Genomic DNA, 19,352 nt, shown 5'->3' on the forward strand with positions numbered 1-19,352 from the left:
GATGAAGATAATCCCGCTCAACACACGCCTATCATCGACGCGCGGCTTGCCGTGGGACTTGGGAAAGAAGGGCTCAAGACGCGCCATCTGCGCATCCGTCAGCCAGAATAGATCAGACATAGTCACCGCTCGTTTTTGAGCCGTGAATCATGCTGCCAAAGGAAAATCAATGGGTCCTGACCCTAGGTGTGACAGTAGCAAATCTGTGGCCGAAGAACCATCAGAATGCGCAACAGCGTCCATTTTCGCAATTCGGTTGAAAGCGGCTTCAACACGTTTCTGGAACCCATCAGATGGCAAAAAAACAGGCATCGTCTTTAGGTTAACAAGGCTGATATATGGGTTGATCTGCTCTGTCTTTTGTCGATCAGCAAAGGACTGGCCCACTCGAGACGACAGATAGCAAGCCAAGTAAGCGGAATTAACTCCTTGGCGAGGCTTGAGAAGAGCAACGTCCTGATTAATCGCCAATGGGAAACTTGGCGCTTCTGTCCAAGGGTAGGCTTGGCATATTCTACGTTTAATTGTGCATAGCACCGAACCCTTGGTGATACGTTGTCGGCTGAATTCACCCGCATACTGATCATTGGTAACACGTTTCAACTTGTCTTCATGGAAACGGAGCGGCGAAACGCATTCGACCGTAGCAAAGGCTACATCACCCTGGGTGACGTTGTGCTTGTACGGTGTATGACCGGAAGAGATATGGGATAGCAGATCAGATAGAGGATGAACTTCTGGCCTTTTCACAAGTTGGTCTAAGTAGCTCGCCATCGGATGCGCCGCGTAATCTGCGTCGAGCCGTTTGACCGAGTTCATCACGCTGACGGAAACCAAACGGGCACGAAGCCCCTCCAACAAGTCGCTTAGGCGGCTTTCGTCGAAGGGGCGTCCCGAAAAAAACTGAGGTTCTCCTTGCGGGCAAATTCCGTGAAAGCTTCTGCGATCCCGTCTTCGGTCAACCCATCATGGTTAAACAAATCATGGGCGACGACGAAATGCCCATGGGTGTCACGCAAAAAGGTTCCATCCGGGTTCTTGCGATAGACCTTCCGCCCCGAGTTGTCGACGCTCTCGATCTGTTGATTGGCGAAGAAGATGTCGTAATCCTCAACCTTCGGGCATAGCGCTCCCGCGTCAGCGTCATCGTTCCATTTCTGAACGAAAAGAACGCTGGTCTTGGTGTTCGTATGCGGTTTGAAGCTATTGAAATGAAGACCGACAACAGCAAGAATACGACACCGCTCCATTATGTATTCCCGTACTCGCTGATCTGACTAGTTGTTGAACCGACCTTGCGGCAGCACGACGGCCATACGTCCACCGGGTTTGAGAAAATCAAGGTTTCGCTCGATGAATAGCAAGTCACGGGGAACTGACGTTTCACGCCGTCCGTTGACTTTTTCAGCCAAATCGTATGGTGCCAGCATATCCGACTGCTTAATGTCGCCCGCGAAGGGCGGGTTGGCCATCAGCACATCGAAGGCGAAGTTGCGGTAATCCTTCTGCCGAGTGTTCTCACGCAACTTGCGCAACCGCCGCCAACCATCACCGTAGGTGTCCTGCCAGTCGTCCTGCTTCACCGTCTCGTCCCACTTGGTGAAGTCGAGCGTGTTCAGATGCAGTACATTGGTTTCGCCGTCACCCGCGATCAGGTTCAGGCAGCGAGAGACACGGACGCTTTTCTCATCGAAGTCGATGGCAAACACATTATCGCGCACGTAATCAACACAGCGTGCGGGCTTTTCGTCCATGGTGAAGAGATGGCTTTCCTCTTTGCCCATGTCCTTAATGATCTGCCGCCAGACGTGGAACATGCTGTGCACCGTGAACCCCGCAGAGCCACAGGCGGTGTCGATCACGGTCTCGCCCTCCTGCGGGTTCATCATCTTCACACACATGTCGATTACCCAGCGCGGGGTGAAATACTGACCCTTCTCGCCCTTGGACGATTTCGAGACCAAGTATTCAAAGGCGTCGTCGATCACGTCGAGGTTGGAGTTGAACAGCTTCCACTCTTCCAGAGACCCGACGCAGACTTGCAAGTGGTCAGGTGACAAGCGGATGCGTTCATCTTCGAGGAATACGCCTTCCCACTTTTTCTTCGCCTCGTCGAACAGGTTCTGGATCGCCTCCTTGAGCTGGGCGGCGGTGTTCTGGTTGCGGAAGCGCAGCGCGGTGCCCCGGCGGTGCGAGGTCATCTCGTCATAGAGCTTGGTGAAGATCAGCTTGAAGACTTCCTCGAAGACATCGACCCCGGCATTGGCCAGCACTTCGTCTTCCATGTCTTCGATCAGATCGCGCAGGGACCGGGCAAACTTGCCTTCCTTCACGCGCTCGTCTTCGAGGTCGATTAGGGTCTGGATCGTCCACGGCTGATCCACCACCTGCTCAATGGTCTGATCGGCCCGAGGCAGCTCGTGGATCGGCATGAAGTAGTTGGGGTTCTTGCGGTGCCAGACCTCGGCCAGAATGCCGTCGCTCCATACCGCAAGGGGTGCGCCAGTCGCATGGGCGTAGGACCGAAGTTGTTCCTTCCCATCCTTATACTTCTTTTGCTTCACTTCGATGATGATGTAGGGGACAGTTGGGCGGTGTTCGTCAAAAACGACAATGTCTGCTCGTTTTGATGTGTCACGCCCAAACGTAATTGGGTATTCAACCGCAATTCGTGAAGGGCTATATCCCAGCCTTTCTATTAAGTGGGCGAGCCAAAGCTGGCGGTTCCTCTCTTCCGGCTTGAGTTGAACATCTTTTTCGCGAACAAGGCAATTTACATATTTAACCTGCTTGCCGCGCAATTCTTTTTCGAAACTTCTTTGATCGAGAGCTGCATTCTCCGCCTCAGAAAACAGCACGTATTCATTGAATTCTGAGGCAACAACATTCATTCGCTCATCCCATTATTTTTCTTGGCACCGTTTTGATTTCTGGACAACGGTGGCTTCTTGCACACTTGTACTCTGCGTTGAGACAGCTTCTCAAGCGAACATCTCTCTGACGCTCAAAATTTGCTGGATGGCACCCACCCGAAGTACGCGCATGGCGTGATTGTCGGATGGGCTTCGGTGGCATCTAGTCCAACGAAATCAGGGAAACGCGTGTATACTCCGCCTCGATGTCGTAATCGGTACGGGCGACGTAGGTGCTCAGAACAAGCCCGCCTAAGGCGTTTCGCGCCCGAACAGTGCCAACCACCAGAAAACTACAGTCGCCCGTGCGGGACACGCTAATCGCCTGCGCCGGAAATTCTGCGCTGTCGGGGTCATTCAGGCGCTGCCTCACATGGACCACCGCCGCAGCATAAGCCAAACGCGAGGCGCTATCCGTATCGTTGCAATAGCGTTCTTGACCCGAAGGGCCATTCGCAACGAAAACGGTGATGAGCACTATCGCCCCGATAATGAAGAGAAATGGCTTTTTGATAGGTTGCCAAGCCTGCTTCATCTCCTCTCGCGTTTTGCGGATGTCCTCAACAGTTTTCGCCTCTAGATCTTTCATGCGCTCGTCAAAGCTCTTTTTGTCTTTAGTACTCATCCGTTTCCTCCCAGACCAAAGCGGAACGTTATGGGCGCACCAAAGCCCACACATTGTTCGTAGCACGTATTGCCAAACCAGAACAAAACGTTCCTATGGAAGTGTTCAGCATAAACTTGAGGAACCGGGCTGCTGGACTGGGCATCTCGAACGCGGAGGTCGCCCGGCGGAGCGGGTTGAGCGAACGGCGTTATGCACATTATGTCAGCGGGGACCGCGAACCTGACCTTGCCACCCTTATTCGGATTGCAAATGCGCTTGCTGCAACGCCGAACCAATTGCTGAGGCTGGAAGACGCACCGCAGCGTTCGGCGCATGACGTGTTGACCCAACGCATATTGTCCGCCGCGCAAGGCATTTCGGAAACCACGCTTGAAGTGGTCGCGGTGCAGATCGAGGCACTGGCCGGGAAGCAGATGTAGCGCCACCGTCCCGGCCTTGGTCACAACAGCACCCCTGCCGCGTTCCCGTCGAACATTTCCCCATCCCGCACGTAACGGCTCAGCATCGTGTCTGAGGCATGTCCAGTTTGCGCCCGTACCTTGTATGTCGGCACCCCGGCTTTGATGGCGCTGGTGGCAAGGCCAGCCCGTAGGCTATGGCCGCTGTAGCCATCGGACGCGATCCCGGCCCGGCAAACTCGGTCCCGCAGTATCGTGGAAACAGCATCGCTGCGCAGGCGGTCGGGCGAGACATTGCCGTGACGATCAACCGGACGAAACAGGGGGCCAGTGTCATCTGCCAGAACATCACTCCACGCAGTCAGGGCGGCGACAGGGCAATGGCGGGTTCGGCCAAGTGGGATACCGATTTTGCGGCCTTGGCCTGTTTGGTCAGTTTTTGACTGGCGCAGGGTTAGGATCAGGCCTTCGCGCACCTCGTCGATTTCAGCGTGATCAAGCCCAACCAGTTCCGAGCAGCGAAAGCCCCCGGCCCAGCCAATCAGCAACAAGGCGCGGTCGCGGTGGTCGCGGGGCGTGCTGCCCATTGCGTCAAGGACCAGAAACAGGTCTTCGCGCAGTAATGGCTTGGCCTGATCCTGTGCGGTGCCTTTGACCCGCTTGATCCCACGCATCGTGGCCCGCACGACCTCACTTTGACATGGGTTGGACCAGTCGTTCGCGGCATGCACCTTGCTCAGGGTTGCGACACGCCGCGCAAGACTGGACGGGGCCAGCGCATCGGCATGGTCGGCCAGATAGCGGGCGACCAATTCCGGCGTGGCGGGCAGAGTGCCGCCCCAAGCCGTGTAATGCGCGAGGTCGGAGCGATAGGCCTTGCGGGTGTTCTCAGAAATGCTGGCGCGTATGAAAGCTTCCGCTGCCTCGGACAGCGCATTCGGGCGTGCAAGAGCGGCATTTGTGGGTCGTGATAAGAGGATGTTATCCCGGTGTAGGGCCAAATGATCAGTCATTACGCTGGCCCTCCATGATTTCAATGCGGCAAGCGTTGAGTTCGGGGATCGCGTCTCGCATCAGTTTCAGCAGCCTATCTGCTTTCTCAATCTCGATCCCCAGGCATTCCCGCTCCATCTGGGATCGCAGCCTTTGGCCCTTCTGCCCATCCAGACGGTTGCGGAGCAGACCGCTTTCCACCCGAAACACCGCCTCACCCAAAAGCCGCGTTCTGCCTGCGTATGGAAATGTAACCCGCGCATACCGGGCCACATCGCTTTTGCCAGCCATCAGGCGGCGGATGGCCGCTTTGCCTTCACGGGTGAACATGTCCAGCGCCCAACCGGGTATGCCCGCGATTTCAACCTCATCCGGCATCTGGTCATCAGGGTTGGGCTGCCTCAGCCCGTTCTCTTGGGTCAGCAATCCCACCAAAAGCGGCAACATCGTGCGCGTGCGGGTCCAACCTTCGATCACCAACCATGAAACGGAGGGAGCAACGCCTAACGCATAAGTCAGCCTTGCTGCCACTTTATGCAGGGGCGAATTGCAATTAACTGCAAACATATCGGCGGCAACGCATCTTGTAGTGGTATCGCCACATCCCGCCACGACCCCCAGAAGTTGGCGCTCGGACATCGCGGCCAGCTTCTGCGTCAATCCGGCGATCATGGGATGGTCGGTCAGCACACACAGCAGATCATCGGCGGCCCGGTTCTTGGCGGATCGTGCAAGATCAGTAGCCAACCCCATCGCTACGCGGGCCTCACCGCCGAACCCGCGCCGGAAGGTTTTTCCACGCTGGGCGATAGTGACCTGACCGACCAGCGGCAGATTGGCCAGTCCAATGTCTTCAAAGGCGATGACGCCCAACCTGCGCCAGAACCGGGTGGGGTCAGTCATCATCAGCGAGGATACCGCCAGCTGGGTGGGCGGAACATCGCCCCTGCGGATCGCCTTTTGCAATAAGCTGGCGGCTATCCACGGCGACATGGGTGGCGGGGGTATCAGCCCCTTGATCGGCCAAGTCTGGGCACGTTCGACCAGCAGACCTGCGAAGCGTTCGGGTGGTGAAATCGGTGGCATAAGCTCCTCCTTTAGCGGGAGCTGGAACGGTGATGCCCTCGTTCGTCGTATCTGCTAGCGCAGTGCAGGGAAGAAAAATGCGTAAAAAAACGGACATAAATTCCGTAAGAAATTCGTCGAAAAATTCGCCGGTTTATCATTCTGGTGTGTCGGTCAGGGATGCACCGACTGCGGAATTTACGAACGCGGTTGCCGTTTTCCGAAATGTCCCCATGCAGCCTGCGGTTTTCAACGGCTTCGGGCAGTAGAGTTATGCTTCTTTGTCTCTGGCCTTTGCGCTGGCAAGTGCGGCTTCCGAAGATTGAAACCATCGTACAGTGTCTCTGCCACAAGAACCCAGGCGCATTTCCACATTTGGTCCTATGCTCCCCCAGACCTCCCCCGCGGCAAAATTCAGAGGTGCCAATCCGTTGATCGGGGTAAAACCGCAGAAAATGTAAGCTTTCGGGGTCCATTCACCTCGGAACGTATTCTGGACCGGGGTTCGAGACACTAACAACCGAGCTGTCTTTCAAACTGTCCCGAGGACAGCTTCGCCAGTACTTGGGATTGTTTCGTTTCCCATCGAGCAAATCGGTCTCACCAACCTATCTGGGTGTAGTCACGACGTGGGCTCGACAGCCCCTAGATGCAGCCAATATCATAACTGTGAAAGCCGTAGAATTGGCGCAAACCTTCAGGACTGCAACGCCAAAATTGCTCGTCTGTGCAAGTCACTGATTTTTACACCTCTTCTCAACTAATTGAAATACAGCCAATAAAGCGACTTCATAGCGGCTTCTAGAGTTATGGGTGGTGCAAACTCTGTACCACCTTGATGTGCAGTGGATTGCCTAACTGACGCGTCGGCCACATGCTTAAGCCGAACACGGAGATCGTTACATGAACAACATTGAACGCGCCTTGAACCAGCTATCCAATCCCCCCCTGCGCAAGACTGATTTCGTTTCAGTCGCTGAAGCAGCAGTAATCTTGAACAAATCCGTTCGCACCGTTCGATATTGGGAAAAGGCCGGGCTGATGCCCGCAAGAAAGCGGTTCGGGAAACAGCTGATGTACAAGCGGCAGGATGTTCTAGAGTTGGCGCCTGGTTGCGAGCAAACCGATGCTTGATGCGCCCGCCCCGATTGATGCCCTGTTCGTACTGCAAAACGAAAAAGCGTGGCGTCGAGCACTTCACCGGGACCAAGTTCGCTACAACAAGAATCTCGGTCAGCTACACAAAGCGATTGCTGAAGGCGATCTGGCCAAGGTGGCGGAATATCAAGATTGGTTACTGACCTCCCCCAGCGCAAAACGGGTAGCCATTGCTCAGTTGCTGCAAGCTGGCAAAGACGTAAACGTCTGGACCTATGGTGATGTGAAAGCGCTGGCCGAAACTGTCACGGTACATGAGGCCATGGATGAGCCTGTTCGCTTGTTTACCAAAGAGAAAACCTCGAAAACAGGCTATAGGACAATTTTCTCATTTGGGGATCGGCATCGGGTCGCGCAGCGGTTGCTGGCGAATGTGATCCAAGCGCATACGACGAAACAGCGTTTTCAGCTCTTCGATGCTGGGGTCCCCAAGGCCATAACGCGGGCTCTTTCCTTGATTAAAGCGGGCAACGTATGGCTCGCGCATCTGGATATCAAAGATTTCTACCCGTCCTTCACAATCAAAGGACTTTCGACCTTCGTACCGCTGCCGCAAACAGTGGTAGAAGCCGCCCTCACCGGGCGGAACATGGTGCTGGAGTGTGCACTACTACCTGAGGGGTTATCCCCACTATACTTAATCGAGGAAGCCCGCCGGGGCTTGCCACAAGGGGCGTCATCTTCGCCTGCAATCTCTCACCTGTGCGTATCACAGTTGGTACTGGATGTCGCGACCCTTGAGCATCTTTTTAACTACGCAGATGATTTCCTGCTTGTGGCGACAACACAGGCCGAACTGGAACATCGGATAGCAGCGTTGATGGATGCGGTTGGCAATCTTCCCGGCGGGCAATTCGAGCTATCGTTCAAGTGCGCCACCCATGTGAGCGAGGGGGTAGACTTTCTCGGACATCACCTCGTTATGCGTGACGGGGTACCAGTCGCGGAGCCAACCGAGGCGAACATGATGCGGCTGTTCAAACGTCTCCACGAGATTGATGAACGGTTTGGCGTCTACAATCACACGGGAGAGCAAGTGTGTCCGGATGCAGTGTTGCAGAGTTGTGCAGATAAGTTCGCGTTGTATGAAGGCTGGCGGGCCGCATTTCAGGCCTGTGATCCAAACACCGAAGCGTGGGCAAGCATCGAACTGGTTCCAACGCAAATTGTCGAGAGTATTTCAGGCATGGGGTTAGAGGGCGAAATACCGCTCCCACAGTCATCCCCAACCGCACAGCAGGGCCGGAAATTCTACTACTACAAATGGTTCGGCTAACGCGCGTTCACCAATCCGACCCCGGTATCACGACTGGATAACTTACCTTCTCAATTTCCTCTTTCAGCCGCGACATGGAGGCCCCTTTGCCATAGCCCCAGTGCGCAGCATCATCGTCATGGCCACAAAGCTCCATTGAAATCGCGGTGGTCACATTGCCGTCATGCAAGGCATCCACGAAGTTGTGGCGGAAGCTGTGGAATACGTAGAGCTTAATTCCAAAATCCCACTTTTTACCAAGATTGCCCCAGAACTTGGACCACGGCTGACTGTAGGTGCCATCAGTGCCAAGTTTCAGGTCGGGGAATAAACGTCCAGAGCCACAATCCGCAACGTAGTCGAGAAACCCGAGGTTCAAGATCGCTGAATGGATCGGCACCTTGCGATAACTTGACCCGGTCTTGATGCTCTTGATCTCCTCTTCACTTCCATCTTCCAATTTGGAAATGTCAAAATAAGCGGTGCCGTCCTCAGTGCGGATGTCCGATTTCAGCAACTGGATGATCTCACCCGAACGCATCCCCGCATAGAGCGCGATCACGGGCACCCAGTACCGCCCGTCTTTCAAACGTAGATCACCCGGTGCGCCGGAATGCGTGACGCTGCGGCGACCCGTGTAGATCGGTGTCTTGAAAATCTTTTGAAGCTGATCTGCATTGTACGGCAGCCTCTTGGGTTTTCCTTTCGGTGGCTTTTTGACCAGAAGTTTAATGCCTGCCCCCGGAACCTTCGCGAGGTATTCTTCGGCAACCATCCACGCGACAAACCGCTTGAAAAAATCATAACGCTTTTTCTGGGTTTCATACCCCATCTTCGGCAGATGCTTGCCTGCTTCGACAGCGGCATTCGGGTCGAGATCACGTGTTTCGGGCTTCTTTTGGTAGTGCGCAGGGATATGCCCGATGATGTCGCGGAGCGCCTTTATGTCATTCGTGTCCAGCAGAGAGGCAGGCTTTCCGAAGTCGGTCACAGCACGCGCAAGATCGAAGGACAGCCGAAGGTCACCAATCGTCTTGGCTTTGATCCCCTGAGCCGTGAGAAACTCTTCATACGACTTCGCCAGTTGGTCCAAAGATGGTGTCTGTGGAACCGCTGGCGCGGCGGCCTGTGCATGTGCGACCACCTGAATTGGGATGGTTGCGTCCGATTGCGGCTCAACACCTGCGAAAAGTGGGTCTGCTACAGCGGTTTGCGAATAGTCACCGTTCAGTTTCGTGATCAGCTGGCGGTCTGCCTCGATTTTTGCCCGCATAAGGCCTGCATGGGCTCGCTGTAGCGCCTGATAGCGGCTTGTAAGCTGTTCTGGGGGGATAGCCCCCACAAGAGCCTCAGCATCCGCTTGAACGTCGCTAGGAAAGTTTCTGAGGGCGAGGCGGCGTCGATGATCCGAAAGGCGGGTTTCTAGCGTCGAGATGCAATCTTCCACGTCGACTTCTGCATCTGGCGCGAAAATTTCAGCAAATTGCTGACCCCAATCAAGCGCATCGCGGAAATACTCCCGGATCGCCTGATCAATAGCTGCATCTTGCGCTTGGCCCATCCTCCGCGCCTCCTTCACCACGAGATCGACATGGTTGCTGAACACGCGACACCTCAGTTGTGCCAATGATCGCTCAGCAGTCCTTAAGGAAATCTTAACCTCTTTTCGGCCAGCGACATCCCACAAATCCTGCGGAATGGAGGCGCGAAAATAGAAGGTTCGCCCGCGTGTAACCAGCCTTGGTGTCGTGGCCATCCTTGCCCCACTGTACCAGTAAACTGTACCAGGGCGCGGATTTCGGCCTTCCCGAAAACCAGTATCGTTTTAAATCAGTAGGTTAGCCATGAAATGGCGGAGACGAAGGGATTCGAACCCTCGAGACGGTTTCCCGCCTACTCCCTTAGCAGGGGAGCGCCTTCGACCACTCGGCCACGTCTCCGTTGATCTGAATATGCGCCAAGCCCCTGTTATACAAGCGCTTTTTTTGAGGTCAGCACATGCGCTCTAAGCGTATGTTTTTATTGTTTTTTCCGCGCTGCTTGACATGCTTCAGAAGCAGATTGACACATGCCGGTTTCTGGTTTGTTCTTATTTGGCCAAGGAAAGGGCATCGGCCGGGCAGGCGTTCATCAAGAGGTCGTGCGTGAGCGGCTCTATCGCGATACGGGCATTCGAGACCGCGAACATGTGACAGGACAGAGATTCGACATCAATTGCTCGGAAGACGAAAACAAGAAGGTCGAAACTGGCACAACTCTGTTGATTGTCGGCCTCTTTCGTCGGTGGTAAGGACATGTCAATCGCATCCGCCCGGAGCGCGCCACCTATGGCGCCGATCGCTTTTCTCCAGACTGAATTGGACGGTCCATGTCAGCAATCCGGCTTCTGAAGAAATCCGTAAGTCACAGATATAGTTACGCTTTCTTTGAGGCAAAACGGTGATCAAAGGAAAAGCTTGACCTAGCGTGATTCTTGGAAAATAGTTTGCATACTAATGACATAGAGGCCGAAAACCGCCCGATCAATCAGACACGTGTCGAACCAACAGGAGAGAAGAATGAACATCAAGACTATTGCAGTCTCAATGTGCGTGGCCGCGGCGGTGCTTCCCGGCACGCTTTTGGCCCAGGATCGCGAATTCGGTGTGGGCCTCATTACGCCGCCGGTTCACGTTTGGAACCAAGAAGTTGACGCAATGGGCGAGACACTGGGGCGACTGTCCGACGGGCGCTTTTCGGTGACTGCCTTTCCATCCGGGCAACTCGGCTCGGAAAGCGAAATGTTGCAACAGCTCCAAACCGGGGCCCTGGACATGGCGTGGCTCACGACGGCCGAGGTCACAACACGCGTGCCGGACATGAGCGCGCTGCACACGCCGTTCTTGGTGAGAAACATCGAAGATGCCGCCCGGGTGCTGCGCTCGGATGAGGCACGTGAAATTCTTGAGCAATTGCCAAGGGCGACAGGTGCCGTCGGCATTTGCTATGCTATGACCGGTATGCGCCAGATGATGAGCCGTGAGGCTCTCGAACGTGCCGCCGATCTGGATGGCAAGCGCTTTCGTATCACGCCCGCGCCTCCGATGCGGTCGTTTTTCGAGATGATGGGCGCCGCCCCTGCGCCGATGCCCTTGACGCAAGTGTACGATTCGCTTGCAAACGGCCAGATTGACGCGATTGCGATGGACTATGAATCCATCATCAACTTTGGGTATCACGAGCACGCGCCGCATTTGTTGCAGACCAACCACCAGATGTTCCCGATGGTCGCGCTGGTTTCCGGTCGTGTGTGGGCAAGCCTCTCGCCCGAGGATCAGGCCATCGTGCGTGAAGGTGTCCAGGCCCATTGCGACGCAACCATTGACCGTTTCGTTGCGGGCGAGGCTGGCAAGCTCGAAACGCTCCAGGCGGTTGACGGTCTGACGATTACAGAGAATGTCGGCCTGGACTTCTTCGGCGACGTTGTCACGCGGTGGGACGCCGAGTGGTCCGAGCAGACGGATTACGTTGAACGGTTGCGCGCACTGGTCGCAAGCTTCTAGTCTTGTGAGATACCGATCCGGGGCGTCCGCCAGGTGCGGACGCTTCGGCCCCACGACAAACCTTTGAAAAAGCGGACCGCCTCTTGTTCATCGCTCGTGCCATCGTGCGGCTTTCATCTTTGGTCGTCGCGATTGAGAGACCCCTTCTTGGAGTGCTCATTGCGAGTATCGCGGTCTTCGTGCTGTCGAATGTCCTGCTCAGATTGGTCGGCATCACCATTGCCTGGGCGGACGAGATTGCCATTCATTCGATGATCCTGTCGGGCTTTGTCGGTGCATCGCTGATGCTACGCGGGCGCATTGATCCGGCGGTCTTCCTGCTGCATGAAATCCTGCCCGGCCGAATTGTCAAAGGGCTGAGGATTGTCATCTCGGTGCTTTCTGCCGGGTTTGGGATAGTGCTGTTTTATCTGTGTTGGCGCTGGTTTGATCCGCTTGGGCTGATCGCGGCGGACTTTGACGTCGGCACTTTCGAAGCAACGACCTTCAACTTCATCTACACGGACACAACGCCGGTAATGGGTGCGTCGTCGTTTTGGTTTTACCTGGTCATGCCCTGGTTTGCGGTCACTCTGACCATCCATGCGGCCGCAAATCTGATGGAAGATATCGGGGTGGTCGAACGCGTCGATAATCCTATCAGAGTGACGGCATCGGAGGCCTGAGCCATGGCTGCATTCGTTTTTGTCCTGCTGCTGTCTGTCGGTGTCTCGATCGGGCTGGTGCTGTGCATCACCGCGCTGACCTTCATCATGTCGTCCGGAAATCCGCTCCTGCTGGACAGTTTCGCGCTTCAGCTGTTCGGCTCACTGAATAACTTTGGCCTTCTGGCGATCCCGCTGTTCATCCTGATCGGGGAATTGATGAATGGCGCCGGGATCACACAGCGCCTTGTGCGGCTGGCGGCGGCTTTTCTTGGCGCTCTGCGGGGTGGTCTTGCCTATATCAACCTTGTTGCCAACATGATGGTTGCCTCCATTCTCGGCTCCGCGACGGCGCAGATTGCGATGATGAGCCAGGTCATGGTCCCGGAAATGGAACGTGAGGGCTATCGGCGCGATTTCTCGACGGCTGTAACGGCTTTTGGCGGGTTGCTGGGGCCGATCATCCCGCCCTCCATCGTATTCGTTGTCTATGCGGTTTTGGCACAACTGGCCGTTCGGGACATGCTGTTGGCAGGGCTGTTGCCAGGTCTGATCCTCACGGGGCTCTTTCTGGGAACAATCGCGCTGCTGGGTCTGCGCTATGAGTATCCACGCGGCGCAAGGTTGAGCTGGCGAGAGAAGGGATTGGCCCTGCGCAAAGCGCTCCCGATGTTGACGATACCGGCGATCATTACAGGCACCATTCTGGGCGGCATCGGCTCACCAACCGAGGCGGCTGCCCTTGGCGCCCTTGCTGCCGCGTTGATCGGCTTGTTCGTCACCAAGACCCTGAAACTATCTGATTTTCCAACCATCCTGCTGAGGACGGGCATCAACTCTGCGCTGGTTCTTTTTCTGGTTGCATCGGCAAGTGTGTTCTCCTGGGTGCTGGTTTTTGGTCAGGTTCCCCAGTCGGCTGCCGTCTGGATACAGACCGTCGCCACGACCCCAACGGCGTTCATGCTGCTGGTACTGGTGATGCTGCTTTTGGTTGGAACCGTGATTGACGGGATCGCCGGTCTGATCATGGTTGTCCCAATCCTGCTTCCGATCGCAACAGAGGTCTATGGCATTCATCCGGTCCATTTCGGGGTGGTGGTCTCGATCAACCTCATTCTCGGGCTGCTCTCTCCGCCTGTTGGAATTGGCCTTTATGTCGCGGCCTCGGTCGCTAAAGTCAGCCCATTGGCCGTTTTTCGGGTCGCGATGCCTTTCTTCATTGTCACCTGTCTGGCGCTGGTACTTTTGGCGCTTGTCCCATCAATCAGCCTTGCGCTCTTGTAATGGTCAAAAGCCGCCCGACAGTCGTATAGGACGTGCGAAGCGGCGATTGCCTTTCGGTCCTGTTTTCTATGGTGCGCTGTTCGACAAATGAAGACGCCGACCTCTGCCCGGCGTTCAGAGGGCGCCCTATGTGCCCTGAGCGATCATCCTAAGGCCAGCCAATGTGCAATTCGGCGGGCCAGTCAGGTTTGAACATCCGCTGTCTTGCAGGACTTTCTGCCGGTTCACAATGGGGCCAGCCTTTCTTGCCCGGCGCGATCCACTGGGTTTGCCCATGCAGATTCGCGATACGCAAGAGAGGCCGGGCCGATCTGTGGTGCAGACCGCCTTGGCGGTCAGACCACCTTAACCCACAAAGGCGCGTTCAACGACAAAGGTGTCGGGGCGGTTGTTCGATCCTTCGGCCAGGCCGAACCCTTCCAGTGCCGACTTCGTGTCACGCAGCATATCCATGGACCCGCAAATCATGCCGCGGTCGGTCTGAGGCGCGATCGGGTGCAGGCCGAGATCCTCGAAAACCTTCCCCGAGGCCATCAGATCGGTGATGCGCCCCATATACGGATAGTCTTCGCGGGTCGTTGAGTTGTAAAGGCGCAGGCCTTGAGCCAGTTCGCCGACCAAAGGGTCGTCCTTGATTGCGTCAACAAGCTCTTGCCCATATTTCAGTTCGGCGACATCGCGACAGGTATGGGTCAGAATGACCTCGTCGAATTTCTCATAGGTGCCCGGGTCACGTATCAGGCTGGCGAATGGCGCGATGCCCGTGCCCGTGGAAAACATCCAAAGCCGTTTTCCCGGCAACAGCGCGTCATTGACCAAAGTGCCCGTTGGTTTTTTGCGCATCAACACGGTGTCTCCGACCGCGATCTTCTGAAGATGCTCGGTCAGGGGTCCGTCCGGTACTTTGATCGAGTAGAACTCCAACTCGTCGTCCCAACTGGGCGATGCGATCGAATACGCCCGGAACACCGGTTTTTCGGCATTGGGCAGGCCGATCATCACAAACTCACCCGACCGAAAACGGAACGTGGCGGGGCGTGTGATGCGGAATTTGAACAGCCGGTCCGTGTAATGTTCGACAGATGTGACTTTTTCAGCAAAGACACCGACTGGGGTCGGAAAGTCTGTGTCATGCTTTGCAACATCAAGGGACATCTTTGTCTGGCTCCTAATATGTGGGCGTTTCGGAAAAAAGATCCGGCCTGCCGGTCTTTTCGACCTCATCTTGGGCATCTGCGTAAGGGTCGTTGTTTTCCCAGATGTTGGGCGGTTTTTCTTCAAGGTGCTGGGTCACCGCGTTCCATACCGGCGCGTCCTGAGAGGTGGCGGGCTTGATCACGATCATGGCCCACCCGCATGGGGGTCATCCGCAGGCCGGGCCGGGGTACAACCGTGATCCTTGCGGGTTTTGAATGCGACGATCACGGTATAGGACATCAGATCTCATATCATTAGTATACAAATGAATATTTGAGCGACCATACCCCTGTCAACCCCCCTCAAAGGCGTGTCGGGCGGGCGGATCTCTCTTGACCCATGCTTTGCGGTTATGTTTGTGTGCTAATGATAATTTGAGGAGGGTTGCCGTGGAAAAGCTTGTCATCCGAAACATTGGCCAGATTCTGTCTGGAAAGCTCGAAGAGCCTATTTTCGATGGTGATTGCATGATTGCCATCGACGGTAAGATCCACGAATGGGGATATGAGAAAGACCTCGATTGCGAAGCGGCGACGACAACAGTGGATGCCAGGGGCGTCACCCTTGCACCCGGTCTGATCGACAGTCACGTCCACCCGGTGGTGGGTGACTACACCCCGCGCCAGCAACAGCTCCACTGGATCGACTCGACCCTGCATGGCGGCGTCACCACATTGATCTCCGCCGGTGAGGTTCACATGCCTGGCCGACCCAAGGACATCGTGGGCCTCAAGGCGATGGCGATTGCCTCACAGCGCTGGTACGAGAATTTCCGCCCCTCGGGGATGAAGGTCCATGCCGGCGCACCGGTGATCGAAAAAGGCATGGTAGAGGAAGATTTCAAAGAGATGGCCGATGCTGGCGTCACGCTTTTGGGCGAGGTTGGTCTGGGAACCGTAAAGGACGGCAAAACGGCGCAACAGATGGTCGGCTGGGCGCGCAAATACGGGATGCAAAGCACCATTCATACCGGCGGGCCCTCCATACCCGGCTCTGGCCTGATCGACGCGGATATGGTGCTGGAGACCGGAACGGATGTGATCGGCCACATTAACGGGGGACACTCGGCCCTGCCGGACGATCAGATCATCTGCCTGTGTGAAAGCTGTCAGGCCGCATTTGAGATCGTTCACAACGGCAATGAACGGGCAGCGGTTCTGACGGTAAACACCGCGCGCGAGCTGGGTAAGCTGGATCAGGTCATCCTTGGCACCGACGGGCCTGCCGGATCGGGGGTGCAACCGCTTGGAATTCTGCGGATGATCGCGATGCTGTCTGCCTTTGGCAATGTACCGGCGGCCGAGGCGTTCTGCTTTGGCAACGGCAATACCGCACGGCAGCGCGCGCTCGATACCGGTCTGATCGAAAAGGGCTATTGCGCGGATTTCGTGCTGCTTGATCAGGCGCAACACGCCCCCGGCGAGACAATGCTGGCATCGGTGCAACTGGGCAATCTGCCCGGTGTGGGCATGACGATCATCGACGGTGTCATCCGGTCCGAAAGGTCCCGTAACACGCCGCCCGCACAACGCCTGCCCGAGCGCGTCGCCTAAGGCGCGTCGGCCGGATGTCAGCTTGCACCCCGCGTTGAGGGCTGGTGGATGGATCGGCCAGACGCTGTGTGACCTTCGGGCGGGTGGGCTGATGGCCGTCGAAAACAACCGCCAGGTCAAAGCAGTTGGCCTGTGGCGCCCTTTATTCGAACACTCCCGCGCGCGCAGCCCAGCACCGACGGCGCGACAAGCACTTCTGCAGTTCCGTCAGGACATCTTCTTGAGAAGTTCAAGCAGTTTCTTTTGTTCTGAGGGTTTGAGCGGTGACAGGGTTTGCGTGCTGATGATTTGCCCATCCAGCCTGAGCTTGTGTATCAACTGCGCCCCGTCCCGGCTGAGCGAAATGATAGACCGCCGCTTGTCGTTCGGATCCGGGTTCGTGATCAGGAGCCCTTTTTGCTTTAACCGGTCCACCACACCCTTTGTTGTCGCAATGTCCATCGCTGCCAAGCGACCGAGGTGGTTCTGAGAGACATGCCCATGTTCCGCAACCCGCATCAAAGTGGAAAACTGCGTGGGGGTCAGACGCTCCGATATGCGTTCTTGAAAAATGCCCGCATGGCGTTGACTGGCCAGGCGAAGCAAATAGCCGACCTGATCATCAAGCCGGTAGTCTTCGGTCTCATCGCTTGGCTTTGACAGTGTATCCATACCCAAGTGTACTGGGCCGGCCGGCACCTGCGCAAGGCGGCATGATTGCAGCCTCTTACCGCAATCCATCTTTCCCTTCGGCGTCTTGATGGGTCAACCCACCCACCCGTGGCAGTGGGCGGCCGCCATCGGTCACGGCAACAGCGACGACAATCTCGTTCTGACGCGGCGCATCGTTCAGACGCACCTCGATCCCGTCAAAGTGACTGCGGACATAGGCGGCGTCTTTGTGTCCGAGGGGCACATCGAGCACCTGACCGGGGCTGCCCATCTTCTTGGACGAGGGCACAAGGGCTGCACCTTTCTCGACCTCGGCACGCAAAGGGGCGCCAAGTTTCGGATGCAGGATCGCGGCGGCATGTTCCAGTTCACCATTCTCACCCACCATCGCCGATTTGCCATAGCTTTCGGCCTGCTCAGGTGCAATCCCCAAGGCCTCGACGCATTTGCGACCCAAAAGCGCGCCAAGCTCCGCGCCGATCTCCATTAACTCCGAGAGGTCTTCGTGATAGACCCCGGCAAAAGGGTTTTCGATGACGGCCACTGCGACGGCCTTGCGCGTCGGGGGGATGATCTCGCGCCCGATCTCGCGATGTGTCTCTTCCACATTCACAGCAATTTTCCTGATCTTCGCGCTCATCGCAAACCGTCCTTTCCGACAATGTCCTCTGCGGCCAACCCGCCCGATCGGTTATGGATGCGGGCTCCGGTGCTCATCACCAGAATCAAAGCCATTTCGTTGGCTTTGGGCGCATCGTTCAGACCGACTTCCATCGAATCGAAATGGCTGCGCACATAGGAGGCGTTGATATGGGTTATCGGGATATCCAGGCGTCCGCCGACGCCGACGACCTTCTTGCTTGACGGCACAATCGCGTTGGAATGGTCCAGAAGTTCGCGCATCGCATAGCCTCCGGGTGCATGCCAGAGCGCGCCATGCTCCAACTCTCCCGCTTCACCGATCATCGCACCTTTGCCATAGCCTTCGATCTGGTCTGCACCGCCCAGCATATCGACCAGCTGTTCCGCAATCGACAGCCCCAGTGGCTTTAGGTCGTCCATGAACCATTGAATATCCGGCTCGTACCGTCCAGCAAAGGGGTTTTCGATAACCGCCAATCCCGCCGCGCGGCGCAGGCTGGTCTTTGCAACCGGGCCGCCGTCGTGGAAGATTTCTTCGACCGAATAGGCCGTTTTTCGGATGATCACATCAGCCATAAAGACGCTCCGGAGTTTGAGGTGTCAGCATTTGTTCGTTGGTCGTCATGACCTGCCCTTGCAGAAACATCCCGGCAGCGCAGATCATATTTTTCGCCTGAAAGGCAAGGGCGCGCGTCTTGCCCGAGCGCAACGCGGTTTGGCAGTCGGCAGGGGACAGCGGCGCGCACCCGATCACAACGGCCCGGTCGCCCAGGTCGCTATCGTCGGTGATCGCATTGGCGCTGCGCCGTTCAATTGCCGGGTGTCCGGGCAGATCAACCGCATTGCCGATCAAGGTCGCCGCGACATCGGCCTGCGCGGCGGTGGCGGCCAGCACCGTCACGCTATCGGCAATGCCCAGGCTGAGGCTGCGCCCGTGCCGCCCGCTGGTCGCGATGCCGCGTATCGGATCCTCGGCGGTAATGGTGATGCGGCCAAGCTCCCGGCCTTCATGGCTGTGCATGGCGGTGGTGAACCGTCCGCCTTGCGCCAAATGCAACGCGATGTCGCCGCCGTTGTTGACATAGGCGCGCGACATATCCGCAGCATCCTTCATGGCGTGCAGCACCTCATCGGCCACGGACCCGGCAACTGCCGCCATGCGCGTCAGATACGCGGTTTCGCAAAACGGCACGGCTGCGTGATGCATCCGGGTTGCGATTGCACCCTGGGGGGCGGGCGTGGATGCCGACATCGGCCCGCGCAACGACGGCAGCTCGGCCACCAATTCCTCAAGCACCGTGGCAAAGCGGCGGGTTGCGGCCTCAAAGGCCGCCTGTCGCTCCCCCTCCGCGCCGATGATCAAATCAATCGGCCCATGTTGCAGGTGCAGACGGGTTCCGTCCGGCATGAGATTGGCGGTCGGACCCATC

21 protein-coding genes, 1 tRNA gene and 1 pseudogene are annotated in these 19,352 nt (G+C 56.6%); 8 read left to right on the top strand and 15 right to left on the bottom strand.

Annotated elements, in window-relative coordinates:
* The 5 genes and pseudogenes from HEP69_RS03955 to HEP69_RS03975 form a co-directional block, all read right to left on the bottom strand.
* Positions 1-120: pseudogene (locus HEP69_RS03955) on the bottom strand (IS5/IS1182 family transposase); the annotation flags it as partial.
* A 27-nt stretch (positions 121-147) separates the two neighbouring features.
* Complete coding sequence (locus HEP69_RS03960; RefSeq protein ID WP_290557224.1) at positions 148-774, bottom strand: hypothetical protein; 627 nt, start codon at positions 772-774, stop codon at positions 148-150.
* A 92-nt stretch (positions 775-866) separates the two neighbouring features.
* A complete protein-coding gene (locus HEP69_RS03965; protein WP_290557225.1) occupies positions 867-1,250 on the bottom strand; it encodes a hypothetical protein in 384 nt (127 codons plus the stop codon).
* Between the two features lie 27 nt (positions 1,251-1,277).
* On the bottom strand, positions 1,278-2,891 hold the full coding sequence (locus HEP69_RS03970; RefSeq protein WP_290557226.1) for a type I restriction enzyme HsdR N-terminal domain-containing protein: 1,614 nt from the start codon (positions 2,889-2,891) through the stop codon (positions 1,278-1,280).
* A 184-nt stretch (positions 2,892-3,075) separates the two neighbouring features.
* Positions 3,076-3,537, bottom strand: coding sequence for a hypothetical protein (locus HEP69_RS03975; RefSeq protein WP_290557227.1), 462 nt, complete (start codon positions 3,535-3,537; stop codon positions 3,076-3,078).
* Between the two features lie 53 nt (positions 3,538-3,590).
* On the opposite strand from HEP69_RS03975, the gene HEP69_RS03980 reads away from it, so the two are divergent.
* Positions 3,591-3,959, top strand: coding sequence for a helix-turn-helix transcriptional regulator (locus tag HEP69_RS03980; protein ID WP_290557228.1), 369 nt, complete (start codon positions 3,591-3,593; stop codon positions 3,957-3,959).
* A gap of 20 nt (positions 3,960-3,979) precedes the next feature.
* Here HEP69_RS03980 and HEP69_RS03985 read toward each other — a convergent pair whose 3' ends face one another.
* Positions 3,980-4,951, bottom strand: a complete 972-nt coding sequence (locus HEP69_RS03985) for a site-specific integrase (RefSeq protein WP_290557229.1) — start codon at positions 4,949-4,951, stop codon at positions 3,980-3,982.
* The gene (locus tag HEP69_RS03990; RefSeq protein ID WP_290557230.1) at positions 4,944-6,017 is read right to left on the bottom strand and encodes a hypothetical protein; all 1,074 of its coding nucleotides are present in this window, start codon (positions 6,015-6,017) and stop codon (positions 4,944-4,946) included. Before HEP69_RS03990 ends, HEP69_RS03985 begins: the two co-directional genes overlap by 8 nt.
* Positions 6,018-6,899: 882 nt before the next feature.
* Between HEP69_RS03990 and HEP69_RS03995 the strand changes: the two genes are divergently transcribed.
* Positions 6,900-7,130 (top strand): helix-turn-helix domain-containing protein, encoded by a 231-nt coding sequence (locus HEP69_RS03995; RefSeq protein WP_290557231.1) that lies wholly within the window; start codon positions 6,900-6,902, stop codon positions 7,128-7,130.
* Entirely contained in the window at positions 7,123-8,430 is a 1,308-nt protein-coding gene (locus tag HEP69_RS04000; RefSeq protein WP_290557232.1) for a reverse transcriptase domain-containing protein, read from the top strand. Before HEP69_RS03995 ends, HEP69_RS04000 begins: the two co-directional genes overlap by 8 nt.
* 7 nt (positions 8,431-8,437) lie before the next feature.
* On the opposite strand, the gene HEP69_RS04005 is transcribed toward HEP69_RS04000, so the two are convergent.
* Complete coding sequence (locus HEP69_RS04005) at positions 8,438-10,165, bottom strand: site-specific integrase (RefSeq protein ID WP_290557233.1); 1,728 nt, start codon at positions 10,163-10,165, stop codon at positions 8,438-8,440.
* A gap of 94 nt (positions 10,166-10,259) precedes the next feature.
* Positions 10,260-10,349 (bottom strand) — tRNA-Ser (locus HEP69_RS04010).
* A gap of 128 nt (positions 10,350-10,477) precedes the next feature.
* On the opposite strand from HEP69_RS04010, the gene HEP69_RS04015 reads away from it, so the two are divergent.
* The 4 genes from HEP69_RS04015 to HEP69_RS04030 all read left to right on the top strand — a co-directional run bounded on the left by HEP69_RS04015 (position 10,478) and on the right by HEP69_RS04030 (position 13,879).
* Positions 10,478-10,699 (top strand): hypothetical protein, encoded by a 222-nt coding sequence (locus tag HEP69_RS04015; protein ID WP_290557234.1) that lies wholly within the window; start codon positions 10,478-10,480, stop codon positions 10,697-10,699.
* Positions 10,700-10,967: 268 nt separating this feature from the next.
* Positions 10,968-11,951 (top strand): TRAP transporter substrate-binding protein, encoded by a 984-nt coding sequence (locus HEP69_RS04020; RefSeq protein WP_290557235.1) that lies wholly within the window; start codon positions 10,968-10,970, stop codon positions 11,949-11,951.
* Positions 11,952-12,055: 104 nt separating this feature from the next.
* Positions 12,056-12,616, top strand: a complete 561-nt coding sequence (locus HEP69_RS04025) for a TRAP transporter small permease subunit (protein WP_290557315.1) — start codon at positions 12,056-12,058, stop codon at positions 12,614-12,616.
* 3 nt (positions 12,617-12,619) lie between these two features.
* Complete coding sequence (locus HEP69_RS04030) at positions 12,620-13,879, top strand: TRAP transporter large permease (protein ID WP_290557236.1); 1,260 nt, start codon at positions 12,620-12,622, stop codon at positions 13,877-13,879.
* A 345-nt stretch (positions 13,880-14,224) separates the two neighbouring features.
* On the opposite strand, the gene HEP69_RS04035 is transcribed toward HEP69_RS04030, so the two are convergent.
* The gene (locus HEP69_RS04035) at positions 14,225-15,034 is read right to left on the bottom strand and encodes a ferredoxin--NADP reductase (protein WP_290557237.1); all 810 of its coding nucleotides are present in this window, start codon (positions 15,032-15,034) and stop codon (positions 14,225-14,227) included.
* Between the two features lie 13 nt (positions 15,035-15,047).
* Positions 15,048-15,224, bottom strand: a complete 177-nt coding sequence (locus HEP69_RS04040) for a hypothetical protein (RefSeq protein ID WP_290557238.1) — start codon at positions 15,222-15,224, stop codon at positions 15,048-15,050.
* A gap of 241 nt (positions 15,225-15,465) precedes the next feature.
* On the opposite strand from HEP69_RS04040, the gene HEP69_RS04045 reads away from it, so the two are divergent.
* Entirely contained in the window at positions 15,466-16,629 is a 1,164-nt protein-coding gene (locus HEP69_RS04045) for an amidohydrolase family protein (protein ID WP_290557239.1), read from the top strand.
* Positions 16,630-16,836: 207 nt separating this feature from the next.
* Here HEP69_RS04045 and HEP69_RS04050 read toward each other — a convergent pair whose 3' ends face one another.
* Genes HEP69_RS04050 through HEP69_RS04065 form a run of 4 tightly spaced genes read right to left on the bottom strand, consistent with a single transcriptional unit; the run spans position 16,837 to position 19,351 of the window.
* The gene (locus HEP69_RS04050) at positions 16,837-17,349 is read right to left on the bottom strand and encodes a MarR family transcriptional regulator (protein WP_366111299.1); all 513 of its coding nucleotides are present in this window, start codon (positions 17,347-17,349) and stop codon (positions 16,837-16,839) included.
* Complete coding sequence (locus HEP69_RS04055) at positions 17,336-17,920, bottom strand: amino acid synthesis family protein (RefSeq protein ID WP_290557240.1); 585 nt, start codon at positions 17,918-17,920, stop codon at positions 17,336-17,338. The genes HEP69_RS04050 and HEP69_RS04055 overlap by 14 nt, the downstream gene beginning before the upstream one ends.
* Complete coding sequence (locus tag HEP69_RS04060; protein WP_290557241.1) at positions 17,917-18,498, bottom strand: amino acid synthesis family protein; 582 nt, start codon at positions 18,496-18,498, stop codon at positions 17,917-17,919. Before HEP69_RS04060 ends, HEP69_RS04055 begins: the two co-directional genes overlap by 4 nt.
* On the bottom strand, positions 18,491-19,351 hold the full coding sequence (locus HEP69_RS04065; protein WP_290557242.1) for a UPF0280 family protein: 861 nt from the start codon (positions 19,349-19,351) through the stop codon (positions 18,491-18,493). The genes HEP69_RS04060 and HEP69_RS04065 overlap by 8 nt, the downstream gene beginning before the upstream one ends.
* Position 19,352: the final 1 nt, after the last annotated feature.

This window comes from Aestuariivita sp., from assembly GCF_021404545.1.
In the GTDB taxonomy this organism is placed as follows: Bacteria; Pseudomonadota; Alphaproteobacteria; order Rhodobacterales; family Rhodobacteraceae; genus Aestuariivita.